Origin of the sequence: Rugamonas violacea (genome assembly GCF_016461825.1) — a bacterium.
In the GTDB taxonomy this organism is placed as follows: Bacteria; Pseudomonadota; Gammaproteobacteria; order Burkholderiales; family Burkholderiaceae_D; genus Rugamonas.
This window is the reverse complement of sequence record NZ_JAEMNU010000006.1, coordinates 7,556-33,841: the sequence shown is the minus strand read 5'-3', so window position 1 is coordinate 33,841 and position 26,286 is coordinate 7,556. Positions and strand designations below refer to the sequence as shown.

At 68.3% G+C, this 26,286-nt stretch carries 21 protein-coding genes; 15 read left to right on the top strand and 6 right to left on the bottom strand.

The genetic code is table 11. The features are described from left to right. Window positions 1-78 precede the first annotated feature (78 nt). Both H7U20_RS01440 and H7U20_RS01435 read left to right on the top strand, forming a co-directional pair. Window positions 79-450: a hypothetical protein gene (locus H7U20_RS01440; protein ID WP_199517840.1), complete on the top strand. Its 372-nt coding sequence runs from the start codon at window positions 79-81 to the stop codon at window positions 448-450. A gap of 20 nt (window positions 451-470) precedes the next feature. After that, window positions 471-1,430 (top strand): hypothetical protein, encoded by a 960-nt coding sequence (locus H7U20_RS01435; protein ID WP_233410424.1) that lies wholly within the window; start codon window positions 471-473, stop codon window positions 1,428-1,430. Between the two features lie 171 nt (window positions 1,431-1,601). On the opposite strand, the gene H7U20_RS01430 is transcribed toward H7U20_RS01435, so the two are convergent. The 3 genes from H7U20_RS01430 to H7U20_RS01420 form a co-directional block, all read right to left on the bottom strand. Continuing rightward, window positions 1,602-3,254 carry a PAS domain-containing hybrid sensor histidine kinase/response regulator gene (locus H7U20_RS01430; RefSeq protein ID WP_199517839.1) on the bottom strand — a complete coding sequence of 551 codons (1,653 nt, stop codon included), beginning with the start codon at window positions 3,252-3,254 and terminating at the stop codon, window positions 1,602-1,604. Between the two features lie 497 nt (window positions 3,255-3,751). Continuing rightward, the gene (locus tag H7U20_RS01425) at window positions 3,752-6,115 is read right to left on the bottom strand and encodes a coiled-coil domain-containing protein (protein WP_199517838.1); all 2,364 of its coding nucleotides are present in this window, start codon (window positions 6,113-6,115) and stop codon (window positions 3,752-3,754) included. A 449-nt stretch (window positions 6,116-6,564) separates the two neighbouring features. Continuing rightward, window positions 6,565-7,569 carry a serine/threonine protein kinase gene (locus H7U20_RS01420; RefSeq protein WP_199517837.1) on the bottom strand — a complete coding sequence of 335 codons (1,005 nt, stop codon included), beginning with the start codon at window positions 7,567-7,569 and terminating at the stop codon, window positions 6,565-6,567. A 129-nt stretch (window positions 7,570-7,698) separates the two neighbouring features. Here H7U20_RS01420 and H7U20_RS01415 point away from each other — a divergent pair, with 129 nt between their 5' ends. Next, on the top strand, window positions 7,699-8,397 hold the full coding sequence (locus H7U20_RS01415; RefSeq protein WP_199517836.1) for a UPF0149 family protein: 699 nt from the start codon (window positions 7,699-7,701) through the stop codon (window positions 8,395-8,397). Window positions 8,398-8,486: 89 nt separating this feature from the next. Here H7U20_RS01415 and H7U20_RS01410 read toward each other — a convergent pair whose 3' ends face one another. The 3 genes from H7U20_RS01410 to orn all read right to left on the bottom strand — a co-directional run bounded on the left by H7U20_RS01410 (window position 8,487) and on the right by orn (window position 11,281). Next, window positions 8,487-9,404 carry an alpha/beta hydrolase gene (locus H7U20_RS01410; protein WP_199517835.1) on the bottom strand — a complete coding sequence of 306 codons (918 nt, stop codon included), beginning with the start codon at window positions 9,402-9,404 and terminating at the stop codon, window positions 8,487-8,489. 306 nt (window positions 9,405-9,710) lie between these two features. Beyond that, window positions 9,711-10,484 (bottom strand): type 2 periplasmic-binding domain-containing protein, encoded by a 774-nt coding sequence (locus H7U20_RS01405; RefSeq protein ID WP_199517834.1) that lies wholly within the window; start codon window positions 10,482-10,484, stop codon window positions 9,711-9,713. Window positions 10,485-10,684: 200 nt separating this feature from the next. After that, window positions 10,685-11,281, bottom strand: a complete 597-nt coding sequence (gene orn, locus H7U20_RS01400; protein WP_199517833.1) for an oligoribonuclease — start codon at window positions 11,279-11,281, stop codon at window positions 10,685-10,687. Between the two features lie 47 nt (window positions 11,282-11,328). On the opposite strand from orn, the gene H7U20_RS01395 reads away from it, so the two are divergent. From H7U20_RS01395 to H7U20_RS30020, 12 genes are all read left to right on the top strand, one after another. Further along, a complete protein-coding gene (locus H7U20_RS01395) occupies window positions 11,329-12,597 on the top strand; it encodes a M48 family metallopeptidase (protein WP_199517832.1) in 1,269 nt (422 codons plus the stop codon). 11 nt (window positions 12,598-12,608) lie between these two features. Beyond that, window positions 12,609-12,998, top strand: coding sequence for a 4a-hydroxytetrahydrobiopterin dehydratase (locus tag H7U20_RS01390; RefSeq protein ID WP_199517831.1), 390 nt, complete (start codon window positions 12,609-12,611; stop codon window positions 12,996-12,998). Continuing rightward, complete coding sequence (gene rsgA, locus H7U20_RS01385) at window positions 12,995-13,894, top strand: ribosome small subunit-dependent GTPase A (RefSeq protein WP_199517830.1); 900 nt, start codon at window positions 12,995-12,997, stop codon at window positions 13,892-13,894. Before H7U20_RS01390 ends, rsgA begins: the two co-directional genes overlap by 4 nt. A gap of 148 nt (window positions 13,895-14,042) precedes the next feature. Further along, window positions 14,043-16,904, top strand: a complete 2,862-nt coding sequence (locus H7U20_RS01380; RefSeq protein ID WP_199517829.1) for an ATP-binding protein — start codon at window positions 14,043-14,045, stop codon at window positions 16,902-16,904. 341 nt (window positions 16,905-17,245) lie between these two features. Further along, window positions 17,246-18,184, top strand: a complete 939-nt coding sequence (gene argF / locus H7U20_RS01375) for an ornithine carbamoyltransferase (RefSeq protein WP_199517828.1) — start codon at window positions 17,246-17,248, stop codon at window positions 18,182-18,184. Between the two features lie 30 nt (window positions 18,185-18,214). Continuing rightward, on the top strand, window positions 18,215-19,447 hold the full coding sequence (locus H7U20_RS01370) for an argininosuccinate synthase (RefSeq protein WP_199517827.1): 1,233 nt from the start codon (window positions 18,215-18,217) through the stop codon (window positions 19,445-19,447). Window positions 19,448-19,604: 157 nt separating this feature from the next. Then, complete coding sequence (locus H7U20_RS01365; RefSeq protein WP_199517826.1) at window positions 19,605-21,416, top strand: methyl-accepting chemotaxis protein; 1,812 nt, start codon at window positions 19,605-19,607, stop codon at window positions 21,414-21,416. 33 nt (window positions 21,417-21,449) lie between these two features. Beyond that, window positions 21,450-23,279, top strand: coding sequence for a methyl-accepting chemotaxis protein (locus tag H7U20_RS01360; RefSeq protein WP_199517825.1), 1,830 nt, complete (start codon window positions 21,450-21,452; stop codon window positions 23,277-23,279). A 25-nt stretch (window positions 23,280-23,304) separates the two neighbouring features. Then, window positions 23,305-23,763 carry a chemotaxis protein CheW gene (locus tag H7U20_RS01355; protein ID WP_199517824.1) on the top strand — a complete coding sequence of 153 codons (459 nt, stop codon included), beginning with the start codon at window positions 23,305-23,307 and terminating at the stop codon, window positions 23,761-23,763. Beyond that, window positions 23,760-25,043, top strand: coding sequence for a CheR family methyltransferase (locus H7U20_RS01350; RefSeq protein ID WP_199517823.1), 1,284 nt, complete (start codon window positions 23,760-23,762; stop codon window positions 25,041-25,043). The genes H7U20_RS01355 and H7U20_RS01350 overlap by 4 nt, the downstream gene beginning before the upstream one ends. Window positions 25,044-25,053: 10 nt before the next feature. Next, on the top strand, window positions 25,054-25,758 hold the full coding sequence (locus H7U20_RS01345; RefSeq protein WP_199517822.1) for a chemotaxis protein CheW: 705 nt from the start codon (window positions 25,054-25,056) through the stop codon (window positions 25,756-25,758). Then, window positions 25,755-26,286 (top strand): Hpt domain-containing protein (locus tag H7U20_RS30020; RefSeq protein WP_233410423.1); only part of this gene is annotated, 532 nt, incomplete at its 3' end. The genes H7U20_RS01345 and H7U20_RS30020, both read left to right, overlap by 4 nt.

Below are 26,286 nucleotides of genomic sequence, written 5' to 3'. Positions count from 1 at the left end.
CCCAGCAAGCCCACACAACCCGGGCCGTATCCAATGCTAATATTGACGCATTGGCCACGGCCCCCAACCACCTATCCCATGACTATTCCAAAACGCATCGTCCTGTCCCTGCTGGCCCTGCTGGCCGCCGCCCTGCTGCTGTTCTGCGCCTACGCCTGGCTCACCCTGAACATGTCCTATTCCGAGGGTGAGCGGGCCGGCTACCTGCAAAAATTCTCCAAGCGCGGCTGGGTCTGCAAGACCTGGGAGGGCGAAATCCTGCTCACCTCGATGCCCGGCGCCATCCCCGAAAAATTCGAGTTCAGCGTGCGCGACGACGAGGTGGCGCGCCAATTGATGGCCGCCACCGGCAAGCGCGTGCTGCTCAGCTACGCCCAGCACAAGGGCGTGCCCGGCTCCTGCTTCGGCGAGACCGAGTATTACATCAGCCGCGTACAAATTTCACAATAACAAGATCGGATGCACCCGCAATGCGCTTCGCCCTTCCCAACACCGCCGCCCTGCCCGTCGGCGCCGCCCTGCTCGCCCTGTCGGGCGCGCTGCACGCCCAGGACGTCTCCGTCCAGGCCGGCCAACTGCGCGTCAGCGACAGCGGCGACAAGAGCTTCGCCGTCGCCGTCGCCTACGCCCACCCGGTGGGCGACTACCTGGCGCTGAGCCTGAGCTATCTGAACGAGGGCCACCCGCCCAACCACCACCGCGACGGCGCCGCCGGCCAGGTCTGGCTGCGCTCGAAGATCAACCAGGACGGCCTGTCGTTCGGCGTCGGCGCCGGCCAGGACTACTACTTCGACACGGCGCGCACCGCCACCGGCTACAGCAACGACCACGGCTGGGCGCCGATCTACAGCGTGCAGGCCACCTACCACCACCAGAACCGTTGGTACACCCAGGTGCAACTGAACCGGGTGCTGCCGCGCGAGAAGGAAGCCACCACCCAGTTGCTGGTCGGCTTCGGCTACCGCTTCGACGGCGTGCGCGGCAACAAGCTGCACCTGGAAGAAGCCTCGACCGACGACACGCTGACCCTGCTGAGCGGCCGCGCCATCGTCAACAGCCTGAACTCGGAGCAGTCGCACGCCTACAGCCTGGAGTACCGCCGCGCCGTCGGCAAGTACATCGACTGGACCGTCACCGGCCTCAAGGAAGGCACCACCGCACGCACCCGGCGCGCCGGCGTGGCCACCCAGGCCTGGCTGATCCGCTCGCTCAACAACCACATCGAGCTGGGCATGGGCTTCGGACCGTACGGCGTGCTCGACCTGCACGACGTGCCGGGCCGCCAGTCGCACCTGGCCGGCCTGCTGTCGGTGGCGACGCGCTACCACTTCAACAAGCGCATCGTCGGCCAGCTGCTGATGCAGCGCGTGATCACCGACTACCACCGCGACGCCGACGTGCTGCTGGTCGGGCTGGGCACCACGTTCTAGAGCCTGTTTTCCCGCACCCGACGGGGAGCGCAAACGACAAAGCCGGCTTCGCGCCGGCTTTGTCGTTTGCCCTGTCGCGTTCTGGCGCGGGGCCCATGCGTCAATATCCAATCCCATCTCAAAACAAATTTGTTTCGAAACAAATCCGTTTCGACACGTCGTGTCCGTCGCTCACTCTGGCCCGAGTGCCTGATCAAGCGCATCCATAAACTCGTTGATATTGATCGGCTTGGTCAGGTAGCGCAAGAATCCGGCCTTAAGACCTTCAGCGATATCGCGCGGTACCGCATTGGCCGATAGCGCCATGATAGGAATGTGCGCCGTCTCAGGGGTGGCGCGCAACAACTTTAGGGCGTCGAGTCCACTGATGCCCGGGAGGTTGATATCCATCAAGATAAGGTCTGGTAGCAGTTCGCGCGCCATTGCCACTCCGCTGTGGCCGTCAGTGGCGATCAATAATTTGAAATCGCTGCGCCGTTCAATTATCTGCTCTACTAAATTCACATTTGCGCGATTATCCTCGACGTACAATAGTCTGCGCTGCCGAGCGTTAGGTGCGCGTAAGACAGGCGCTATGGACACTGTCTCGGCGGCGCCATTTGTTGACACCGGCAACTCAACCGAAAGAGGAAGTTCGAACCAGAAGGTGCTGCCCGCCCCCACCTCGCTATGCGCGCCGATGGCGCCGCCCATCAGCTCCACCAACTGCTTGGTTACGACCAGGCCGATACCGGTGCCTTCGATACCGCTGGCCTCTTGCCCAAGCCGATTGAAAGGTTGGAAAAGCTGCTCCAACATCGCCGGCGCCAAGCCAGGGCCGGTGTCGCTTACGCTGACGCGCATCAGGAGCTCATTGGTGATTTCACAAGCCACCGTGACCGTACCGCCCTCACGGTTATATTTGATCGCGTTTGACAGCAAGTTGATCATCACTTGTTTGATCCGAGTCTTGTCGGCGTCAATATGGAACTCATGCACCACATCCGGGAAGCGAACCGCGATGCCGCGTGTTTCCGCCTGAGGAATGATCATGAGTTCGCAATCACGCAACACCTCCGACAAGTTGATGGTTTCTTGGGACATGGTTAATTTCCCCGATTCGATCAATGCCAAATCGAGAATCTCATTGATCAGGCGCAGCAAATACCAGCCGCCCTTCAAAATCTGCTCTATTGACATCTTCTGCGCCGGCGTCGGCGATGGCGTGGCAGACTCCATCAACTGGGCAAAGCCAAGCACCGCGTTCAATGGTGTCCGCAGTTCGTGACTCATGTTTGACAGAAACTCAGATTTGGCCAAGTTCGCCTTGTCGGCGGCGTCGCGCGCGCGCTCGAGTTCTTGTTGGTTTTTCCTCAACGCATCTTCAACTTCCTTTCGCGCCGTGTTATTCGTCCCTATGAACAAGTAGCCGATGATGTCGTCCTGCTCGTTGCGCAGGGAGGTCACCGACACTATCGCAGGGAAACGAGTGGCATCAGGCCGGATATGGGTCAGCTCGACAATATCTTCCATGCCGCGCGAGGCCTTGTAGATCAGCGCATCGAGGCCCGGGGCGATTGTCGTGCCAAATTCCACGCTCAGCGCCGCCGCCCGTGCAACGATTTCGTCTGGATCGGCTAAGCCGTCCGGCGTGATTTTATTGATGACTTCGGCAGCTCGGTACCCCAGCATGCTTTCGGCGCCGACGTTGAAAATATGAATCACGCCTTGTAGATCAGTCGCGATGTAGGAGAAATTTGGATTGTTAAATATCGCCTTTTGAAGCGCATCTGTATTCAACGGTGGCACACTCTGGTTTGCCGAGGCCTGTTCAAAATGAACCATACGTTATCCTGTGGTTATGTAAGGTGACGGCTGGAAACCGGCGACCCGCTGTGTTCGCAGGGAACCGCATTGCGCGGGTCCGAAACCGTGCACTTGACCGCTAGTGTCGGTACCGACGGTAAAACAGCAGGTGTTGAAAAAAAATCTGCGGCAGGATAACACGAACTCGGCCGTCAATGTGCGTGCCGCATCGTTCCCTTGAGTGTATCCCGAATTTGAAAGGTGGCCGTCAGCGAAAGCCTTCTCCGGAGCCGCCGACAAATCGATGATTTTTCGCAGTAGCCCTGGGGGAGACCCGGCACTACCCACCGTCGCACGGCAAAGAACATGCCTTCACGCGGATACGTGTGATGGTGCCGATGCGTTCGCACAGGTGCTTGCCGGTGACACTGACCGTGTCACCAAACGTGGGCGCGGACATGTCGACGGCGCGCGGCGGCACAAGTGATTTGCGCAGGTATCGTCGGCAGGATCAAACTAGTCAATCCCAACTCAACTCAGGCGCGGGCGCGCCAGACGCCGCCGGCCGATTCGGCCACCTGGGTCAGACGGCCGATCACCTCGCGGGTGATGCTTTCCGACTGCTCGCGTTCGGCCTTGGCGCGGGCCGCCGCGCGCAGCGCGATCTGGGCGCCCTGCTCGGCCTGGGTGCAGCCGCTGTCCTCCGCCTCGACCTTGAGCTGCAAGGCGGTCAGCGCCTTCTGCGCGGCCTGCAGACGACGCGTCTCCAGCGCCAGCAGCTTGTGCTTGGCGGCCGTCATGGCGGCGGTGGTGTCGGCCACCTTGCGCTGCATGGCGGCGTACGCCTGCGCCGTTTCCAGCAGGGCCTTCTGTTCGTTCATCTTGTCGGCGGCGGCCTGCAAGGCGGCCTGCTCGGCGACGGCGCGCTGCGCCATCGCGCTGGCCTGTTCCTGTTCGACGTCGGCGCGGGCTGTCGCTGCGGCGGCGATCTGCTGCTCGGCCTCCAGGCGGCCGGCGATGGCCTTGGCGGCGCGCAGCTCGGAAGCGGTGGCGCTGCGTTGCTGCGTCAATTTCTGGTCGATCAGCGCCAGCGAGGCACGCTCGGCGTCGACGTATTCGCGCTCGGCCTGCAGCAGCACGGCGGCGGCGGCGGCCTTGTCCTGCTCGACGCGGCTGCGTTCGGCCTGCACCTCGCCCAACTCGACGGCCAGGCGGGCCTGGGCCGCCAGCGCCTGCGCGGCGGCGGCCTTCTGCACGCCCTCCAGCGCCAGCTGGTCGGCCATCATGCGGGTGGCGGCGGCCTCCTGCTCGCTGGCGGCGCGCAGCTTGTCCTCGGCTTCGCGCTGCAGACGCAGCGCCTCGATCTGCCGCTGTTCGGCGCCGACGCGGGCGTGGGCGGCGGCGGCGGCGGTCTGCTCGGCGGCCAGCTTCTCCTTCAGCGCGGCCAGGGCCTGCCGCTCGGCGCCGGCGCGGGCGCGCTCGGCGTCCAGCGCGGCCTGGGCCTGGGCGGCCTTCTGCTCGGCCAGCGCGTTGGCGTCGCGCTGGGTCTGGGTCTGCTCGGCCAACACGGCGACGGCGCGTTGCTCGACCTCATTGTGATTGGCGGCCAGTACGGCGGCCTCGCGGGCCAGCGCGGCGCGCTCCTCGGCCAGGCGGGCGGCGCGCTGCTGCTCGATGCTGTCGGCGCGGGCCGCCTCGGCGGCGGCGGCGTCGGCGCTCTGGCGCAGCTTGAGCTGGTCCAGCGCGTCCGATTCGGCTTCGACCTTGGCGTGGGTGGCCAGTTCGGCGTCCTGCTCGGCTTCGACGCGGGCCAGCGCCACGGCGCGCAACTGGCGGTCGACCTCGATGCGCGCCTCGGTGGCGGCGAGGATGCGGGCGTCGGCGTCGCGTCGCGCCTGGGCGGCGGCGGCGGCCACCATCTCCATGCGCTCGCGCTGCACGGCCGTGTCGCGGATTTCTTTTTCGGTTTGCAGGCGCAGGTGCAGCGACTGCGCCGCGCTGCGCTCGGACTCGGCCTGGGCCAGCGCGATCTGCTCGCGCTCCTGCTCCAGGTGGGCCAGCGCGCGCGCCTCTTCCAACGCGCGCACTTCGGCGGCGGCGCGGTTGAAGGCCGATTCGAGCGCGACCTGGTCGGCCCGCTCGCGTTGCACGGTCAATTCCAGCGCCTCGCCCTCGGCCTGCTCCAGCATCTGCGCGGTCTGCCGCGCGGCGTAGGCGTGGCGTTCGCGTTCGCGCGCCATGGTGGCGACGCGGGCGTCGGCGCTGGCGATGCCGACCATCTCGTCCCTGGCCGCCTGCACGGCGGCGACCCGCTCGACCGCCTGCAGGCGGGCCTGTTCGGTATGCGTCTGCAGCTCCTCGGCGGCGCGCGCGGCGCGTTCGGCCATCTCCGATTCGACGGCGATCTGCTCACTGGCGCGCTTGCGGCTTTCTTCTTCTTGTCTGGCGCGCTGCTCGGCGGCCAGGCGGATCTGGGTGTCGGTCTCGGTGCGGGCGCGCAGCTCGGCGGTCTCCAGTTTGACCGCCTCCAGCCGCGCCATGCTGGCCTGGGCGGCGGCGCGCAGCGATTCGAGGCGGTCGCGGTTGGCGACGATGGCGTCCTCCGAGACCTGGGCGCTTTCCAGCGCGGCGGCGGCGGCGGCGGCGTCCGAGGCGGCGCGGTCCTCGGCCAGCGCGCGGGCGCGCGACTCGGCGTGGGCGCGGCTCTCGGCGGCGCAGGCCGCCTTGGCCTCGGCCTCGACGCGGGCGATGCCCTCCTGGATCGCCTTCATCTCCATCGCCGCCCGGCCCGGCACCGGCGCCGGCACCGCCTGCTCCAGCAGCGGCTGCTCCGGCGCGTGGTCGGCCGAAAATGCGACTGTGAGGGTGGCGCCTTCGCGCTGGGCCAGTTGTGCTTGCATGAGGATTCTCGCTTATGGATACGCCCCGGCACGCACCGGGACTTCTGAAGACCCATTATCAAACAGAGAACAAGCGATCGGAGCCGCAAGGAGAGAGGGAAAAGGCCGCCATTTCGGCCGATGGCCCGCGCCGGACGGCAAGCCAGGAACCCCGGGATCAGGAACCCCGGGGTCAGTGCCGACATTCGGACACGGCCTCAACCATAGCCGGAGCCAGCGCAAATTTTCATTGCTGAGCTTGTGTCCGAATGTCGGCACTGACCCCGCCTACTGCGCTGACCCCGCCTACTGCGCAGCCTGACCCTGACCCCGCCGCTTTAGGGAACTTCGAAAAACCAGAAAATTGTCGTTCCCGCGTAGGCGGGAATCCATACTCCGCATGTCCATTGGCTTAGCATAGGTTCCCGCCGATGCGGGAACGACAATTTTGCAGTTTTTCGAAGTGCCCTTTAAACCGGCCACAGCGGCGCTTCGTCCATCAGCGCGACCTGCTCGCGCAGTTCGAGGATGCGGTCCTGCCAGTAGCGCTGCGTGTTGAACCAGGGGAAGGCCGCCGGGAAGGCCGGGTCGTCCCAGCGCCGCGCCAGCCAGGCCGAGTAGTGGATCAGGCGCAAGGTGCGCAAGGCTTCGACCAGATACAACTGGCGCGGCGCGAAGTCGCAGAAGTCTTCGTAGCCGGCCAGGATGTCGCCCAGCTGGCGCACCTGCTCGGGCCGCTCGCCGGACAACATCATCCACAGGTCCTGGACGGCCGGCCCCATGCGGCTGTCGTCGAAGTCGACGAAGTGCGGGCCGGCATCGGTCCACAACACGTTGCCGCCGTGGCAGTCGCCGTGCAGGCGCAGCTGGACGCTGTCGCCGGCCCGGTCGTAGCAGCGCCGCACGCCGTCGAGCGCCTGCTCGACCACGCTGGTGTAGGCGGCCAGCAGTTCCGGCGGGATGAAGTCGTTGGCCAGCAGATAGTCGCGCGGCTCGACGCCGAAGCTGGCCGGGTCCAGGCTGGGCCGCTCGCGGTAGGCCGCCAGCCCGCCGACGGCGTGGATGCGGCCGATGAAGCGGCCGATCCACTCCAACGTGGCCGGATCGCCCAGCTCGGGGGCGCGGCCGCCGTGGCGCTCGAACACGGCGAAGCGGAAGCCGTTGAACTCATGCAGGGTGCGGCCGCCGATGCTCATGGCCGGCACCACCGGGATCTCGCGCTCGACCAGCTCGGCGACGAAGGCGTGCTCTTCCAGGATGGCGGCGTCGCTCCAGCGCGCCGGCCGGTAAAACTTGGCCACCAGCGGCGCGCCGTCCTCGATGCCGACCTGGTAGACCCGGTTCTCGTAGCTGTTGAGCGCCAGCAGGCGGCCGTCGCCGCGCAGGCCGACGCTGTCGAGCGCGTCGAGCACGCAGTCGGGGCCGAGTTGGGAAAAGGGATGGGCCGCCTGGGCCGGGGGATTGTCGATAGTCATGCCGCTATTGTAAAGCGTAAGGCGTAAGGCGCGCCGCGGCGCCGTCCGTCCCGGCAGGCGAGAAACAATGACCCGCTGCGGCCCGCGCAGCGTATACTGTCGCCTTCAATCCAATAAAAAGAGCAAGCCATGCAACTCGACCAGCCTTTGAGCGAAAAAGAATTTGACGAATTAGACAACTTCCTGCTGTCCGATAACAGCCCGGAAGATGCGATGACGATGGATATGCTGCACGGCTATCTGACCGCCATCGCCATCGGCCCGGAGACCATCATGCCGGTCGAATGGCTGGCGCGCATCTGGGGCGAGGACGAGAAGGATGTGCCCAAGTTCAAGAACAGCAAGGAAGAAGAGCGCATCCTGCACCTGATCATGCGTTTCATGAACGAGGTGCTGGTCACCTTCGAAGTGGCGCCGAAGGAGTTCGAGCCGCTGTTCGTCGAGCACGAATACGAAGGCCAGACCCTGATCGACGCCGAAGCCTGGTGCTGGGGCTTCTGGGAAGGCATGGAGCTGCGTCCCGGCTCGTGGGACGAGATCTGGGAATCGGAGGCCGGCCCGCTGATGCAGCCGATCTACCTGCTGGGCGCCGACGAGATCGAGGAAGAGGAACTGCCGCTGGTGGAAGACCCGGTCAAGGCGCACAAGCTGGGCGTCGACCTGGAGGCCAACCTGCCGGGCATCCACCGCTTCTGGGTGCCGCGCCGCAAGGCCGCCGTCGCCACCGTCAAACGCGACGAGCCAAAAGTCGGCCGCAACGACGACTGCCCTTGCGGCAGCGGCAAGAAGTTCAAGAAGTGCTGCGGCGCCGAGCCGACCGAGGCGTAAGCCCGCCGGCGCGCTGAGCGCGCCACACCAGCCGCCCGGGGGGAATCGCCAGATTCCCCCTTTTTTTCGTCCGCCGCCGCCGCGCCGGCCTAGTTGTGCTCCGCCGCCGGCGCGGGCGTGCGCTCGCCGTCGGTGGCGACGAAGTGCAGCACCTGCTCCAGCGTCGGCGCCAGCCAGTGGGTCGGCGCCGCCAGCGAGGCCACCAGCGTCTGGTGGCCGACCCAGCTCGGATAGTCTTCGTTGACCCGCACGCCGCGCGCGCGCAGCAGATAGGCCAGGCCGCCGGTGTTGCGGCGGGGATTGACCAACTGGTCCTTGCGGGCGGCGATCAGCAGCGCCGGCGGCGCCGCGCGGCTGACATGGTTGATCGGCTGCGAGTCGGCCGGGGTGTGCGGATAGTGGAACACCGGCCGCGCCGCCGGATTTTCCACCGGTAGGAAGTCGTACGGTCCGGCCAGGCCGATCCAGCCGCGCACCGCCGTCGCCGGCACGCCGTGGCGCGCCAGCAGCCGGCCGTCCAGCGCCAGCATGGCGGCGTTGTAGGCGCCGGCGCTGTGGCCCATCAGGAACAGGCGCTGCGGATCGCCGCCATAGCCGCCGATATGCCGCAGGCACCAGGCCAGCGCCTCGGCCGGATCGTCCAGCAAGACCGGATAACTGACCTCGGGATACAGCCGGTAGTCGGCCACCACCACCACGATGCCGCGCGCGGCCAGCGTGCGGCCGACGAAGGCGTAGTCGGCCCGCTCGCCGGCGCGCCAGTTGCCGCCGTAGAAAAACAGCAACACCGGCTGCGGCTTGCCCCCGGCGCGCGCCGGCATATAGATGTCGAGCTTGTGGCGCGGCCCGGGACCGTAGGCCAGGCCGGCGACACGCTTGCTGCCCTCGCTTGGCGTCAGCAGGTTGAGCAGGCCCAGCGGCGCCACGTTCAGCCACGTCGCCAACAGCGCCGCCAACGCAAACGCCAGCACGAGCGGGGCCAGCCAAACGCGGCGCGGAATCTTCATATCAGGAAACCAAGTAATTTCGTCCGCCACAGTGTAATGCATTTGCCGGACTCGACAACAACACTTTCTTTAGTGACAACTGCCGGCCGGCCCCGGCCGCCCTCGACCGGACCGGGCGCCCCGCAGCGCGCGGTTTTCCGCTGGAGCGGCGCCGCCGCGCGGCGCGGCGGCGGGCCGAAATGCGCGGCGCACACGCTATCATCATGCAATGGACGACCGCCGCGACACCGCTTGGGGCCGGTTTTGGCGGACCGCCGCGGCGCCGCCGCCGGCCGCCGGAAAACGCTTCCACTTGTTGGCCGCCGGCTAGGGGGAAATGCCGAGTTTGAGCTTGAGCTTGGCGACATCGCCCGACTTGACCAGCAGGTCGATGACGACGTTCATCTCCGCCACCGAGATGGGACCGTCCCGCCTGACCAGGTTGGAGAAGTCGACCCGCGAGTCGAACCGGCCGACGATGAGCTGCTCGCGCAGCAAGGGGTCCTGGCGGTATTTCGTCATGATGACCTCGGGTATGATCCCCACGTCGGCGTGGCCACCCAGGACGAATCTGAGCACCGATTCGTTGGAGCCCAGCAGGTAGGCGCGGAAATGTTTCCTCAGATAGGCCTCGTCGGCGTTGTTGTTGAACAGTCCGTAGTGGTAGCCGCGCACGCCGGCGATGCTGCGCGCCTTCAGATCGTCAAAAACCTTGTCGCCGCCGAACGGATTGATTTTTTTCGCGAAATAGATGTCGCCGCTCGAAAAGATGGTTTTGCTCGGCAGCAAACCCAGCGCCGGATCGACCCACAGCGGCGTGCGCACGGGGTAGACGTCGGCCTCCTTGTCCAGGAAGACGCGGTCGAGCCGCAGGCGCGGGTAGATGGTCAGCTCGAAACGGAATTTGTCCTGAACCTGGTTCATCCGGCCGATGAAGTCGGCGATCACGCCCCGCGGCAGGTTGGCGCTGTCCAGGTACATCAGTTGCGCCCACGATTCGGTCGCCACCACCACCCGGGTTTGCGCCTGGGCGGCGACAGCGGCGGCGAGCATGCCCAACAGCAGCAAGGGGAGCTTCAGCAGCGTTTGGTAGCGGTTCACGTGACACCCTCGATGGAAACACCCGAGACAGCACAGAATACCACCGCCACCCCGCCCCGGCTCGGCCGGCGGCGCTGTCGAGCTCGATACCCGACACTTCGCGCAACACTGCGGCGCGGCAAGACCGCCGATAAAAAAGCCAGGCGCGAGCTGACTCGGCCTGGCTTGACTTGACTCCGCGCGGGCGGCGGGCGCCGCGCTTACAGCTTGATGAAATGCTCGCGGTAGTATTTCAGCTCTTCGATCGACTCGACGATGTCGGCCATCGCGGTGTGTTTCTGGTGCTTCTTGAAGCCGCCGACGATCTCCGGCTTCCAACGCTTGCACAACTCCTTCAGCGTCGACACGTCGATGTTGCGATAGTGGAAGAACGCCTCCAGCTTGGGCATGTAGCGCACCATGAAGCGGCGGTCCTGGCCGATGGTGTTGCCGCACATCGGCGATTTGCCCTTCGGCACCCATTTGCGCATGAACTCGATCAGCTCGGCCTCGGCCTGGGCTTCGCTCACGGTCGAAGCCTTGACGCGGTCGATCAGGCCGGAGCGGCCGTGGGTGCCCTTGTTCCAGGCGTCCATCTTGTCGAGCGTCTCGTCGCTCTGGTGGATGGCGAACACCGGCCCCTCGGCCAGCACGTTGAGGTGCATATCGGTGACGACGACGGCCACTTCGATGATCAGATCGGTATCCGGCTCCAGGCCCGTCATTTCCATGTCGACCCAGACCAGATTCATTTCATTTGGACGGGGCGCGGCGGCCGGCGTGGTCGCGGTTGCTGCGAAGTCGTTAGCTTGTGACATAATTCTCTCTTGGCCTAAACAATCCGCCATTTTCTCACAGGCATAGAATGTATTCACTCGCGTTTTCGATTTTGTTTGTATCTTTCCTCATCCTGACGCTGCTGCTGCGCTTCTGGCTGGCCTCGCGCCACATCCGCCACGTGCTGGCGCACCGCGTCGCCGTGCCGACCGAGTTCGCCGCCAAGATCCCCCTGGCGGCGCACCAGAAGGCGGCCGACTACACCGTCGCGCGCACCAAGTTCGGCCTGCTGTCCCTGCTCGTCAACAGCGCCGTGCTGATCGGCTTCACCCTGCTCGGCGGCCTGCAGTGGCTGTCGCAGGCGGTGTTCCAGCAGACCGGCCCGGGCATGCCCTACCAACTGGGACTGCTGGCCGCCTTCGCCGCCATCTCCGGCCTGGTCGACCTGCCGTTCGACTACTACAAGCAGTTCGGCATGGAGCAGCGCTTCGGCTTCAACAAGATGAGCCGCCGCCTGTTCTTCACCGACCTGCTCAAGGGCCTGCTGGTCGGCACCGCCATCGGCCTGCCGCTGGTGTGGGTGGTGCTGACCTTGATGGACCAGTCCGGCGGCCTGTGGTGGCTCTACACCTGGCTGGTGTGGAGCGGCTTCCAGTTGCTGATGATGGTGCTCTACCCGACCGTGCTGGCGCCGCTGTTCAACAAGTTCACCCCGCTGGCCGACGAGTCGCTGAAGTCGCGCATCGAGGGCTTGATGACGCGCGTCGGCTTCGCCTCCAAGGGCCTGTTCGTGATGGACGGTTCCAAGCGCAGCGCCCACGGCAACGCCTACTTCTCCGGCTTCGGCGCCAACAAGCGCATCGTCTTCTTCGACACCCTGCTGGCCCGCCTGGCGCCGCAGGAGATCGAGGCGGTGCTGGCGCACGAGCTGGGCCACTTCAAGCTCAAGCACATCGTCAAGCGCATCGCCGTCATGTTCGCCGTCTCGCTGGGCTTCCTCGCCCTGCTCGGCTACCTGAAGAACCAGCTGTGGTTCTACACCGGCCTGGGCGTCGACCCGCTGATCCTGCCCGGCCAGAACAACGACGCCATGGCCCTGCTGCTGTTCATGCTGGTGCTGCCGGTGTTCACCTTCCTGCTCGGCCCGCTGACCTCGCTCAGTTCGCGCCAGCACGAGTTCGAGGCCGACGCCTTCGCCGCCCGCCACACCGACGCCGCCGACCTGGTCTCGGCGCTGGTCAAGATGTACGAGGACAACGCCTCGACCCTGACGCCCGACCCGCTGCACTCGGCCTTCTACGACTCGCACCCGCCGGCCAGCGTGCGCATCCGCCAGCTGCGCCTGGCCGCCCAATGAAGGAGTCCGCCATGAGCCAAACCACCCCGACCGGGCGCGCCATCGATAGCGCCGAAGACCTGCTGCAACGCCGCTGCGGCCCCGCCGACGCCGCGCTGACCGCCGCCGAGGCGGCCCGCCTGCTGGCGCTGCTGCCCGGCTGGCGCCTCGAAGGCGGCCGCCTGTGCGCCGACTACGGCTTCCAGAATTACCACCACACCATGGCCTTCGTCAACGCGCTGGCCTACCTGAGCCACACCGAAGACCACCACCCGGAATTGACCGTGACGTATAAAAATTGCACCATCCGCTATGACACCCACAGCATCGCCAAGCACAGCGGCGCCGGCCTGAGCCTGAACGACTTCATCTGCGCCGCCAAGGCCGCCGTGTTGTTCCACGCCGGGGCGGCCAAGCAATGAGCGCGCTGACCGGCCTCATCATCGCCGCCCACGGCCGCCACTACCTGGCCGACGCCGACGGCGTCAAGCTGCAGTGCGTCACCCGTGGCAAGAAGACCAACGTCGCCGTCGGCGACCGCGTCAAGCTGACCCTAACCTCGCCCGACCAGGCCGTCATCAACGCCATCGACGAGCGCCAGACGCTGCTGTACCGCTCCGACCAGTACAAGTCGAAGCTGCTGGCGGCCAACCTGAGCCAGCTGTTCATCGTCGTCGCCACCGAGCCCGGCTTCGCCGACGACCTGGTGTCGCGCTCGCTGGTGGCGGCCGAGGCGGCCGGCATCACCGCCCGCCTGATCCTCAACAAGACCGACGTCACCGCCTCGCTGGCGCGCACCCGCGAGCGGCTGGCGCCCTACGCCGCGCTGGGCTACCCGGTGCACGAGGTGTCGGCCACCGCCCAGCCGGAGCACGCCGTGGCCACCCTGGCGCCGCTGCTGGCCGGCCAGTCGTCGATCCTGATCGGCCAGTCCGGCATGGGCAAGTCCTCGCTGATCAACCTGCTGGTGCCGGACGCCGACATCGCCGTGCGCGAGATCTCCGCCGCCCTCGACACCGGCAAGCACACCACCACCTTCACCCGCCTCTACCAGTTGCCGGAACTGGGCGCCGGCTCGTCGATCATCGACTCGCCCGGCTTCCAGGAGTTCGGCCTCTACCACCTGAGCGAGGGCATGCTCGAACGCGCCTTCGTCGACTTCGCGCCCTACCTGGGGCAATGCAAGTTCTACAACTGCCGCCACCTGATCGAGCCGCAGTGCGCCGTGCTGGCCGCCGTCGCCGAGGGCAAGATCACCCGCATGCGCCACACCCTGTACGGCCAACTGCTGCACGAGTCGGCGCAAACGCTGTACTAAAGCGCCGCCGGCGTGACCGGCCGCAGACCAACCGGCCGCCGCCGGCTAGCCGCGCCGGCCGGCTCGTACTACAATGCGATGAATGCCGCAAGGCAATTCCCCGCGCCGCCCCGCCGGCGCGGCCAACCAGCTGTCCCAGGGGCTGACAATGGAAATGTTCGCGCTCGACGATGACGTGGCGAGATGGGAGGTGGCCCTGGCGCCCCTGCGCGGCCAGGCCCGCCTGGCCGTGCTGCTGCCGCTGGCCTGGCACCTGCGCCAGCGCGACAGCGCGCGCGCCGACAGCCTGGCCGCCGAGGCGCTGGCCCTGCTGGCCGCCCCCGGTGCCGACACAAACACCGACACAAACACCGACACCGCGCCGGCGCTCGATCCGGCGCGCCGCCCGGCCCTGGCCGCCCGCCTGCAACTGGTGCGCGCCGAGGCGCTGTGGTTGCAGGGCGAGCTCGACGCCGCCGACGCCCTGGCCGAGCAGGCCTGGGGCGCGCTGTGCGCCGGCGCCGAGCATGCCGGCTGCGCCGACGCCCACTGGCTGCGCGCCTGGATCGCCGTCGACCGCGGCGACCACCTGCGGCGCGACGAGGAACTGGAGCAGGCCGCCGCCGCCGCCGCCCGCGCCGGCGACCGGCGGCGCCAGACCATCGCCGAGGCGGCCCTGGCGCGCTGGGCCGTGCTGCACGACCGCCACCGCGCCGCGCTGCGCTGGGCCGGCCGCTTCATCGACAACCACAACGACAACGACACCGACACCGGCGCCGCCGTCTGGATCAACGACTACCTGGGTCTGAGCGCCAGCCTGGCCAGCGACTTCGGCGCCGCCGCCGGCCACTACATCCGCTGCTACGAGGCGGCCCTGTGCAGCGGCCAGCTGCGCAGCGCGATGACCGCCGCCACCAACATCGGCGAGGACTTCATCATCCTCAACGACCTGCACTCGGCGCTCGAATGGATGCAGTGCGCGCTCGACCTGGCCCGTCCGACCGGCTGGCCGCGCAGCGTCGGCGCCTGCCTGATGCACACCGCCGACGCCATGCGCCGGCTGGGCCGGCTCGACGCCGCCGAGGAACTGCTGCAGGAGGCGCTGGCCATCCTGGCGCCGCTGGCCGGCGCGCGCAGCTACGCCATCGCCCTGCAGTACCTGGGCGAGCTGGCGCTCGACCGCGCCGACTACGCCCGCGCCCTCGACGCCTTCGTCCAGCTCGAGGGCCGCGCCGACGCCCTAAACTACCCCGACTTCGGCACCGTGGCGCGGCGCGGCCAGGCCCACGCCCTGTGCTTCCTCGACCGCGCCGACGAGGCGCAGCAGGCCGCGCTGCAGGCGGTGCGCCTGGCCAGCGAGCAGTCCAACGCCGCCAACCACATCGCCGCGCTGCGCGTGCTGTCGATCATCCACACGCGCCACCGGCTGGCGCCGCCGGCCGAAATGACCGAGCTCAACGCCACGCTGCACTATCTGCACCGGGCGTTGGCGGTGGCCGCCACCATCGACGGCTACACCCTGCCCGGCGACCTGCTCGACGCCCTCGCCCGCGAGTACGCCCAGGCCGGCAGCTACGCCCAGGCCTACGAGGCGGCGCTGGCGGCCAGCGCGGCGCGCGACAAGACCCACAGCCGGGAGGCCACCAACCGCGCCATCGCCATGCAGGTGCACCACCAGACCGAGCACGCCCGCGCCGAGGGCCAGCACCACCGCGAGCTGGCCGCCGCCGAGGCGCGCCGCGCCGAACTGCTGCAGCAGACCGGCGCCACGCTGGAGCGCCTGTCGGCGATCGGCCAGGAGATCACCGCCCACCTCGACCGCGGCGCGGTGTTCCAGACCCTCGACCGCCACGTCCACGCCCTGCTGCCGGCCACCACCTACGCCGTCTACCTGAGCGACCCGGCAGGCCTGGCGCTGAGCCGCGCCTACGCCGTCGAGGCCGGCCGCGCCCTGCCGCCCGAAGCGGTCGACGCGCAGCCGGCGCCCGGCGATCCGCACGCCGGCCCGCTGCGCTGCCTGCGCGAACGGCACGAGGTGGCGCACGACGGCGCCGACGGCGGCCCCAGCGCGCTGTGCGTGCCGCTGCTGGTGGGCGAGCGCGCGCTCGGCGTGATGACGGTGCGGGCTGCCCAGCCACGGGCCTACGGCGAACGCGAGCGGCTGATCTTCCGCACCCTGTGCGCCTACGGCGCCATCGCCCTCGACAACGCCGAGGCCTACCGCCAGTTGCAGGACGCCCAGACCCAGCTGGTGTCGCAGGAGAAGCTGGCCGCGCTCGGCTCGCTGATGGCCGGCGTCGCCCACGAACTCAACACGCCGATCGGCAACAGCCTGCTGATCGCCTCGACCCTGCAGCAAAAAACCGACGATCTGGAGAAGGCCCTCAACGGCCCCGGCCTGCGCCGCTCCGAGCTGGCCGCCTACGTCGCCGACGCGCAGAAGGCGGCCCAACTGGTGATGCGCGGCCTGGCCAGCGCGGCCGACCTGGTCAACAGCTTCAAGCAGGTGGCGGTCGACCGCACCACCGAGCAGCGCCGCATGTTCAACCTGCAGCAGGTGGCGCACGAGATCGTCGCGACGATGATGAACCGCATCCGCGCCTCCAGCCACGCCATCGAGTACGAGGTGCCGGCGGCGCTGGCGATGGACAGCTACCCCGGCCCCTTCGGCCAGGTCATCACCAACCTCATCAACAACGCCCTGCTGCATGCCTTCGGCCGCGAGCAGCCCGGCCGCATGTGGCTGAGCGCCACCACGCCGGTCGACGGCCGCGTGCAGATCACCTTCCGCGACAACGGCGGCGGCATCGCGCCGGAACACCTGACGCGCATCTTCGACCCCTTCTTCACCACCAAGCTGGGCCAGGGCGGCAGCGGCCTGGGCCTGTCGATCAGCTACAACATCGTCACCTCGCTGTTGGGCGGCCAGATCCACGTCAGCAGCAGCCGCTACGGTACCACCTTCACGCTCGACCTGCCGCTGGTGGCGCCCGAACTCGACCCGGCCAAGCCGGCCGCGATCTACCACTGAGCCGAGGGCGCCTCCCCGCCACCACCCAACGGCGAAGGGCCGGGGTCGGACCCGCCGGGTCCGACCCCGGGTTTGCGCCTGTGGGGTTTCCCAAGCGACCAGCTTGCCGCCCCACTTGTCTAGTCCAATCGAGCGCTTGAATTGTTATGGGAGGCCTGCAACGGCGGGCCTCCCGTGCCGATCGCCCGGCCAACAAGCCCGTCGGCGCGGCGGCCGCGCCATGGGCGCCCCGGGCAAGCGGGGCGCCGTTCGCCGAATTGTGCGATTGCCCTTATAATTGATTCGCTCAGCCGGCTCCGCAGGCACACCGCCCCACGCCCACGCATCTATCCGTTGTCACTATGCCTATCAAAAAACCGATCAAGCACTACCTGCAATTTTCCGATTTCACCTTGGCTGAATACGAATACGTGATCGAACGCGCCTCGCTGATCAAGCGTAAGTTCAAGAACTACGAGATCCACCATCCGCTGATCGACCGCACCCTGGTGATGGTGTTCGAGAAGAACTCGACGCGCACCCGCCTGTCCTTCGAGGCCGGCATGCACCAGCTGGGCGGCGCCGCCATCTACCTCAACACGCGCGACTCGCAACTCGGCCGCGGCGAGCCGGTCGAGGACGCCGGCCAGGTGATGAGCCGCATGTGCGACATCATCATGGTGCGCACCTTCGGCCAGGACATCATCGAGCGTTTCGCCGCCAACTCGCGCGTGCCGGTGATCAACGGCCTGACCAACGAACACCATCCCTGCCAGGTGCTGGCCGACGTCTTCACCTTCCACGAACACCGCGGCTCGATCGCCGGCAAGGTGGTGGCCTGGATCGGCGACGCCAACAACATGTTGTACTCCTGGCTGCAGGCGGCCGAGGTGTTCGGCTTCCACGTCAACGTCTCGACGCCGAAGGGCTACGACATGGACATGTCGTTGGTCTCGACCGACCGCTACACCCTCTTCGCCAACCCGTCCGACGCCTGCGCCGGCGCCCACCTGGTCAACACCGACGTCTGGACCAGCATGGGTTACGAGGCCGAGAACGCGGCCCGCATCGCCGCCTTCGACGGCTGGATCGTCGACGCCGCCAAGATGGCGCGCGCCGCGCCCGACGCCCTGTTCATGCACTGCCTGCCGGCCCACCGTGGCGAGGAGGTCGCCGCCGAGGTGATCGACGGCCCGCAATCGGTGGTGTGGGAAGAGGCGGAAAACCGCCTGCACGTGCAGAAGGCGCTGATCGAATACCTGCTGCTGGGCCGCCTCGACGCCACCCACAACGCAGCCTAAGAATTGACTTTACCTAAGAATGGAACGAGCATGAGCGACATCAAAAAAGTGGTCCTGGCCTACTCGGGCGGACTCGACACCTCCGTCATCCTGAAATGGCTGCAGGATAACTACCAATGTGAGATCGTCACCTTCACCGCCGACCTCGGCCAGGGTGAGGAGCTGGAGCCGGCGCGCGCCAAGGCGATCAAGTTCGGCATCAAGCCGGAGAACATCTACATCGACGACGTGCGCGAAGAGTTCGTGCGCGACTTCGTCTTCCCCATGTTCCGCGCCAACACCGTCTACGAGGGCGAGTATTTGCTGGGCACCTCGATCGCCCGTCCGCTGATCGCCAAGCGCCTGATCGAGATCGCCAACGCCACCGGCGCCGACGCCATCTCGCACGGCGCCACCGGCAAGGGCAACGACCAGGTGCGCTTCGAGCTGGGCGCCTACGCGCTCAAGCCGGGCGTGAAGATCATCGCGCCGTGGCGCGAGTGGGACCTGCTGTCGCGCGAGAAGCTGCTCAAGTACGCCGAGGACGCCGGCATCGACATCGACATGAAGCACAAGAACGGCGGCGCGCCCTACTCGATGGACGCCAACCTGCTGCACATCAGCTTCGAGGGCCGCCACCTGGAGAACCCGAGCCACGAGGCCGAGGACAGCATGTGGCGCTGGACCGTCAGCCCGGAGGCGGCGCCGGACGCCGCCGAATACCTCGACATCGAATACGAGAAGGGCGACATCGTCGCGCTGAACGGCGCGCGCCTGTCGCCGGCCAGCGTGCTGGCCGAGTTGAACCGCCTGGGCGGCAAGCACGGCATCGGCCGCCTCGACCTGGTCGAGAACCGCTACGTCGGCATGAAGTCGCGCGGCTGCTACGAAACGCCGGGCGGCGCCATCATGCTCAAGGCGCACCGCGCCATCGAGTCGATCACGCTGGACCGCGAAGTGGCCCACCTGAAGGACGACCTGATGCCGCGCTACGCCTCGATGATCTACAACGGCTACTGGTGGGCGCCGGAGCGCCTGGCGCTGCAGACGCTGATCGACAACACCCAGGCCACCGTCAACGGCTGGGTCCGCGTCAAACTGTACAAGGGCAACGTCATCGTCGTCTCGCGCGACTCCAAGACCGACTCCCTGTTTGATATGAACATCGCCACCTTCGACGAGGACGGCGGCGCCTACGACCAGGCCGACGCCGGCGGCTTCATCAAGCTCAACGCGCTGCGTCTGCGCATCGCCGCCAACGCCCGCCTCAAGCGCGGCCAGTAAAGCCGCACTGCGGCGCCGGCCCGCCGGCGCCGCTGTTGGACCCGAACGGGCCGCCTCGCGCGGCCCGTTGTTGCGTTGCATCGGCGCCGACATTGCTCGCGCGCAGGGCAACAAGATGATACATTGCAAACAACGTCCGTCACACCGGGAGTGCAATGTGATCACCGATATCCGCATCAAGCACAAACTGTACAGCGGCTTCGCCGCCATCCTGGTCATCCTGCTGACGCTGCTGGCGCTGGCCTACGCCAACTTCGTGCGCCTGTCCGAGGCCAACGACTGGGACCGCCACACGCTGGAGGTGCTGCGCGAGGTCGACAAGGTGAATGTGACGGCGCTGGAGATCCAGGCCAATCTGCGCGGCTATCTGCTGTCCGGCGACGAGCGCCTGCGCGACAGCGCCGACAACGAGAAGGCGCTGGCCGCGCACATGACCCGGCTGCGCACCCTGACCAGCGACAATCCGGCCCAGCAGCAGCGCCTGGCCAAGCTGGCGCAGATGCTCGACAGCTGGATCGGCGACGCGGTCCATCCGCTGATCGCGCGGCGCCGGAGCGCCGACCAGAGCGGCGCCACGCTCGACCTGGGCAAGATCGCGCCGCTGATCCAGAACGGCTTCGGCCACGTCCGAAGCGTCGCGGCCCTGCTCGGCGAGATCAGCGGCGAGGAGGAGCGCTTGCTGACGGCGCGGGCCCGGCAGTCGCAGCAGCTGCAACAGGGCATGCAACTGACGCTGAGCGCCGGCGGCCTGCTGTGCGTGGCGCTGGCGCTGCTGGTGGTCTGGCTGCTGGCGCGCGCCATCCTGGCGCCGCTGGCCCGCCTGACGCTGGTGCTCGGCGAGCTGGCCGGCGGCCGCCGCGAGGCCCGCTTCACGGTGCGCGGCGGCGACGAGTTCAACACCGTAGGACGCGAATTGAACCGCATGGCCCAGGCGATCCAGGACAATCTGCTGCGCGAACAGGCCGCCACCGAGGAACTGCGCAGCAAGGTCGACACCTTGCTGGCGGTGGTCTCGCGCGCCGCGCGGGGCGACCTGACCGGCCAGGTCGACGTCGCCGGCGACGACGCCATCGGCCAGCTCGGCGACGGCCTGGCCGGCATGCTCGACAAGCTGCGCGGCCTGATCGTCAACGTGCAAAAGGCCGGCATCCAGGTGACCACCTCGGCCACCGAGATCGCCGCCTCGGCCAGGCAGCAGGAGGCCACCGGCATCGAACAGGCCCAGACCAGCGTCGAGATCCTCAGCACCACCAAGGAGATCGCCGCCAACACCAGCGCCCTGCTGAAAACCATGGAGGAGGCCACCGCCGTGGCCGACTACACCACCAGCGCCACCGCCGGCGCGCAGGACAACCTGCGCCGCATGGACGCCACCATGCAGCACATGGTCGCCGCCACCGACTCCATCAACGCCAAGCTGGCGGCGCTGTCGGACAAGGCCAGCAACATCAACGGCGTGCTCACCACCATCACCAAGGTGGCCGACCAGACCAACATCCTCTCGCTCAACGCCGCCATCGAGGCCGAGAAGGCCGGCGAGGCCGGCCGCGGCTTTTCGGTGGTGGCCACCGAGATCCGCCGGCTGGCCGACCAGACCTCGGTGTCGACCTGGGACATCGAGCAGATGCTCAAGGAGATGCAGTCGGCCGTCTCGGCCAGCGTGATGGGCATGGACAAATTCTCCGAGGAGATCCGCCGCAGCGTCGGCGAGGTGCGCCAGGTGACCGAGCAGCTGTCGGGCGTGATGGAGCAGGTGCAGAAGCTGGCGCCGCAGTTCGACGCCGTGCTGCAGGGCATGCAGTCGCAGGCGGTCGGCGCGGCGCAGATCTCCAGCACCATGACCCAGTTGAACGACGCCACCCAGCAGACCGTCGAATCGCTCAAGGCCACCAGCGAGGCGGTGCACCAGTTGCAGTACGCCGCCGGCGACCTGCAAACCAGCGTGGCCAATTTTTCCGTTGCGGCCTGAGTCGGGCCGCCACCAGCGCGCCGGGGAGGCGACATGTCGAAGCAGCAGCGCAGCAGGCAGTTGAGCATCAAGCAGAAGCTGTACCTGGCCTTCGCCAGCATCGTCGCCATCATCCTGGCGCTGCTGGCGCTGGCCTACAACAACTTCGCCAACATGGCCGAGGCCAACCGCCTCGACAAGCACAGCATGCAGGTGCTGCGGACGATCGCCCAGCTCAACGCCGAACTGCTGCAGGTCCAGGTCGAGGCGCGCAACTACTACCTGACCGGCGCCCCGGACGCCATGGCCGCCACCCGCCGCGAGCTCGGCGACCTGCCCGCCTCGATCGCCCGGGCGCGGGCCCTGGTGGCCGACAACCCGGACCAGTCGGCCCGCCTGCGCCGCATCGCCGAGCAGGTGCCGGCGTGGATCGCCGAGGTGGTCGAACCGCAGATGGCGCAGCGCCAGGCGGCCGGCACGCGCGGCGGCGCGGCCGACGCCATCGGCCAGGCGCCGCAGATGAAGCTGGGCAATCCGCTGGTGCGCGCCATCTACCAGACGTTGGAGCAGACCACGACGGAGGAGAACCGCCTGCTCGGCATGCGCTCGCTGGCGGCGCGCGCGCTGCAGCACGACATGCTGCTGGTGCTGTCGGCCGGCGGCGCCGTCTGCGTCACGCTGGCCCTGCTGGTGGCCTGGCTGCTGACGCGCAGCCTGACGCTGCCGCTCGGCCGCCTGACCGAGGCGGTCGGCCAGATCGCCGCCGGCCGCCGTGGCGCCCGCGCCGAGGTGTTGGCGGACGACGAGCTGGGTCTGGTGGCGCGCGAGTTGAACCGCATGGCCCAGGCCATCGAGGACAACCTGGCGCGCGAGCAAACCGCCACCGAACTGCTGCGCGGCCAGGTCGACCGGCTGCTGGCGGTGGTGTCGCGGGCGGCGGCGGGCGATCTGGGCGGCCGGGTCGACGTCGCCGGCGGCGACGCCATCGGCCGCCTCGGCGACGGCATCGCCGGCATGCTCGACAAGCTGCGCGGCCTGATCGACAACGTGCAGAAGGCCGGCATCCAGGTGACCACCTCGGCCACCGAGATCGCCGCCTCGGCCAGACAGCAGGAAGCCACCGGCATCGAACAGGCCCAGACCAGCGTCGAGATCCTCAGCACCAGCAAGGAGATCGCCGCCAACACCGGCGCCCTGCTGAAGACCATGCAGGAGGCCACCGCCGTGGCCGACTACACCACCAGCGCCACCGCCGGCGCGCAGGACAACCTGCGCCGCATGGACGCCACCATGCAGCACATGGTCGCCGCCACCGACTCCATCAACGCCAAGCTGGCGGCGCTGTCGGACAAGGCCAGCAACATCAACGGCGTGCTGACCACCATCACCAAGGTGGCCGACCAGACCAACATCCTTTCGCTCAACGCCGCCATCGAGGCCGAGAAGGCCGGCGAGGCCGGCCGTGGCTTCTCGGTGGTGGCCACCGAGATCCGCCGGCTGGCCGACCAGACCTCGGTGTCGACCTGGGACATCGAGCAGATGCTCAAGGAGATGCAGTCGGCCGTCTCGGCCAGCGTGATGGGCATGGACAAATTCTCCGAGGAGATCCGCCGCAGCGTCGGCGAGGTGCGCCAGGTGACCGAGCAGTTGTCGGGCGTGATGCAGCAGGTGCAGAAATTGGCGCCGCAGTTCGACGCCGTCTTGCAGGGCATGCAGTCGCAGGCGGTCGGCGCGGCGCAGATCTCCAGCACCATGGCCCAGTTGAACGACGCCACCCAGCAGAGCGTCGAGTCGCTCAAGGCCACCAGCGAGGCGGTGCACCAGTTGCAGTACGCCGCCGGCGACCTGCAAGCCAGCGTGGCCAGCTTCGCGCTGGCGGCGTGAGGCCGAGCGCGATCGGAGCCGGGCCATGAAACTACTCCTCTTCCACATCGGCGCCGACCGCTACGGCCTGCCGCTGCGCCAGGTGGTGCGCGTGCTGCCGCTGCTGGCCCTGAAGCACCTGCCGCTGACGCCGCCGCACGTCGCCGGCCTGCTCGACTTCCACGGCCGGCCGGTGCCGGTGATCGACCTGTGCCTGCTGGCCGGACTGGCGCCGACCCGCGAGCAGTTCGACAGCCGCATCGTGCTGGTCGACTATGTCGCGCCGGACGGCGCCGCCCATCTGCTCGGACTGCTCGCCGAACGGGTGCTGGGCGTGCGCGAGCTGGCCGCCGCCGACCTGGCCGACAGCGGCGTGGCCGCCGCGCCCTTCCTCGGCCAGGTGGCCAGCGACGCCGCCGGCATGGTCCAGCTGGTCGAACTGGGGCGCCTGCTGCCGGCCGCCCTGCGCGCCATCCTGTTCGCGCCGGCGGAGGACGCGCCATGAGCCCGCAGGCATTGCTGCGCCAGGCCAGCGGCCTGAACCTGTCCGAGGCGCAGGCCGAGCGCGCCGTCGCCGCGCGCATGGCGCGGCTGGGCGCCAGCGACCGCGCCGCCTACCTGGCCGCGCTGGCGCCGGCCGAACTCGAGGCCCTGGTCGAACTGGTCGTGGTGCCGGAATCCTGGTTGTTCCGCGACCCGCAGGCCTTCGTCGCCGCCGCCGACTTCGTCGTGCGCCGGCTGGCCACGGCGGCCGGCGCGGCGCGGCCGCTGCGCATCCTGTCGGTGCCCTGCGCCGGCGGCGAGGAGCCCTACTCGATCGCCATGGCGCTGTGCGACGCCGGCGTGGCGCCGGCCGCCTTCAACATCGACGCGGTCGACATCAGCGCCGCCAACCTGGCGCGCGCCCGCGCCGGCGTCTACGGCCGCAACGCCTTCCGCGGCGACGAGCTGGGCTTCCGCCAACGCTACTTCAGCGCCATCGGCGGACAGGAATACCGCGTACTCGACAGCATCGCCCGCCAGGTGCGCTTCGAGCAGGGCAATCTGCTGGCGCCGGGCGGCGGCCTGCAAGCCGGCCACTACGACCTGATCTTCTGCCGCAACCTGCTGATCTACTTCGACCCGGCCACCACCGCCGCCGCCATCGCCCGCCTGAACACCCTGCTGGCCGACGACGGTCTGCTGTTCGCCGGCTACGCCGAAGTGCCGTCGTTCTGCCAGCACGGCTTTGTGCCGCTGGCTTTTCCGCTGGCCTTCGGCCTGCGCAAGCGCGGCGCAGCAGCAGCAGCAGCAGCAGCTGGCCGGCCGCCACCGGCCGCCGCGCCGCGTGTGCGGGCGCCCGCCCGCCCTGCCGCCGCCGCGCCAGCGGCGCCGGCGGCGCCGGCAAGCAAGCCGGCCGCCGGGACGTCGCCCGCGCCCGGCCGCGCCCACACGTCGGCCACGCCGGCTCCAGCGCCGGCGCCGGAGCAGGACGCCGAACTGCTACAGGCGCGCCGGCTGGCCGACCAGGGCCAGTTCGAGCAGGCCGGCGCGGCCTGCCAGGCCTGGCTGGAACAGCACCCGGACTCGGCCGAGGCCTACTTCATCCTCGGCCTGCTGATGGAGCACGCCGGCCAGCCGCTGCAGGCGCGCGAGCACTGGCGCCGCTGCATCTACCTGCAGCCCGACCACTACGAGGCCTTGTGCCACCTGGCCTTGCTGGCCGAACAACAACGCGACAGCGCCACCGCCGTCACCTTGAAGGCCCGCGCGGCGCGCATCTACAAGCGCCAGCAAGCCACCTGAAACGGCCACCATGCCCACCTCGACCATCACCGCCGCCCCTGCCCCCGCCGCCATCGTCATCGACGACTGTTGGAACCGCATCGGCGTGGGCGGCGACCAGAGCTGCCCCAAGCTGGTCCAGCATGTCCACTGCCGCAACTGCGAGGTCTACGCCGGCGCCGCCCAGCTCAATCTGCAACGCCCGCTCGACGCCAACTACAAGCTGGAATGGGCCGAACACTTCCGCCAGCCGCCACGCAACGACGCCGCGCTCGACGCCTCGCGCCTGGTGTTCCGCCTCGGCCGCGAATGGCTGGCGCTGCCGACCGCGCTGTTCGTCGCCGTGGCGCCGCAGACCCGGCCGCACCGCCTGCCCCATCGCAGCGGCCGCGAGCTGCTCGGCGTGGTCAATGTCGGCGGCACGCTGCATCCCTGCATGTCGCTGGCGGCCATGCTGGGCATCGACGAGAACGAGCCGCTCGCCGACACCCAGCAGGGCCGCCACATCTTCCCGCGCCTGCTGCTGCTGCGCTGGAACGAGCAAACCTTCGCCGTGCCGGCGGCCGACCTGCACGGCATCGTGCGCCACGCCAGCGCCGCGCTGCAAGCGCCGGCCGCCACCATCAACAAGGGCCTGGCGCGCTATCTGGCCGGGGTGCTGCCGCACGCCGACATGCATATCGGCTGCCTCGATCCGGCGCTGATCGGCCAGCAACTTGCGAGGGCGCTGCGATGAGCCTGGAACAGCCGGGGGATCTGAGCCAGTTTTCCATGCAGGACCTGTTCCGCATGGAGGCCGACGCCCAGTGCCAGGTGCTGACCGAGGGTCTGCTGGCGCTGGAGCGCAGCCGCGACGGCAGCGCCGCCGCGGTGGAACCGATGATGCGCGCGGCCCATTCGATCAAGGGCGCCGCCGCCATCGTCGGCCTGGACCTGGTGGTGCAACTGGCCCACGGCATGGAGGACGCCTTCCTGGCGGCGCAGTACGGCAAGTTGGCCCTGACGCCGAACCGGGTCGACGTGTTGCTGTCCGGCGTGGACCTGATCCTGCAGGTGGCGCGCCTCGACGACACCAGCGCCCAGGCCTGGCTGGCCGCCGGCGCCGAGCAGTTCCGCCAGACCATGACGGCCATCGCCAACATCGCCTTCTTGCCCGAGCCGTTGGCGCCGCCGCCGCCCGCGCCCGCGCCGCTGCCACCGGCCGCCGTCGCGCCCGCGCCGGCCGCTCCGCCGGCCGCTGCGACCGCTACGCCGGCGCCGGGGG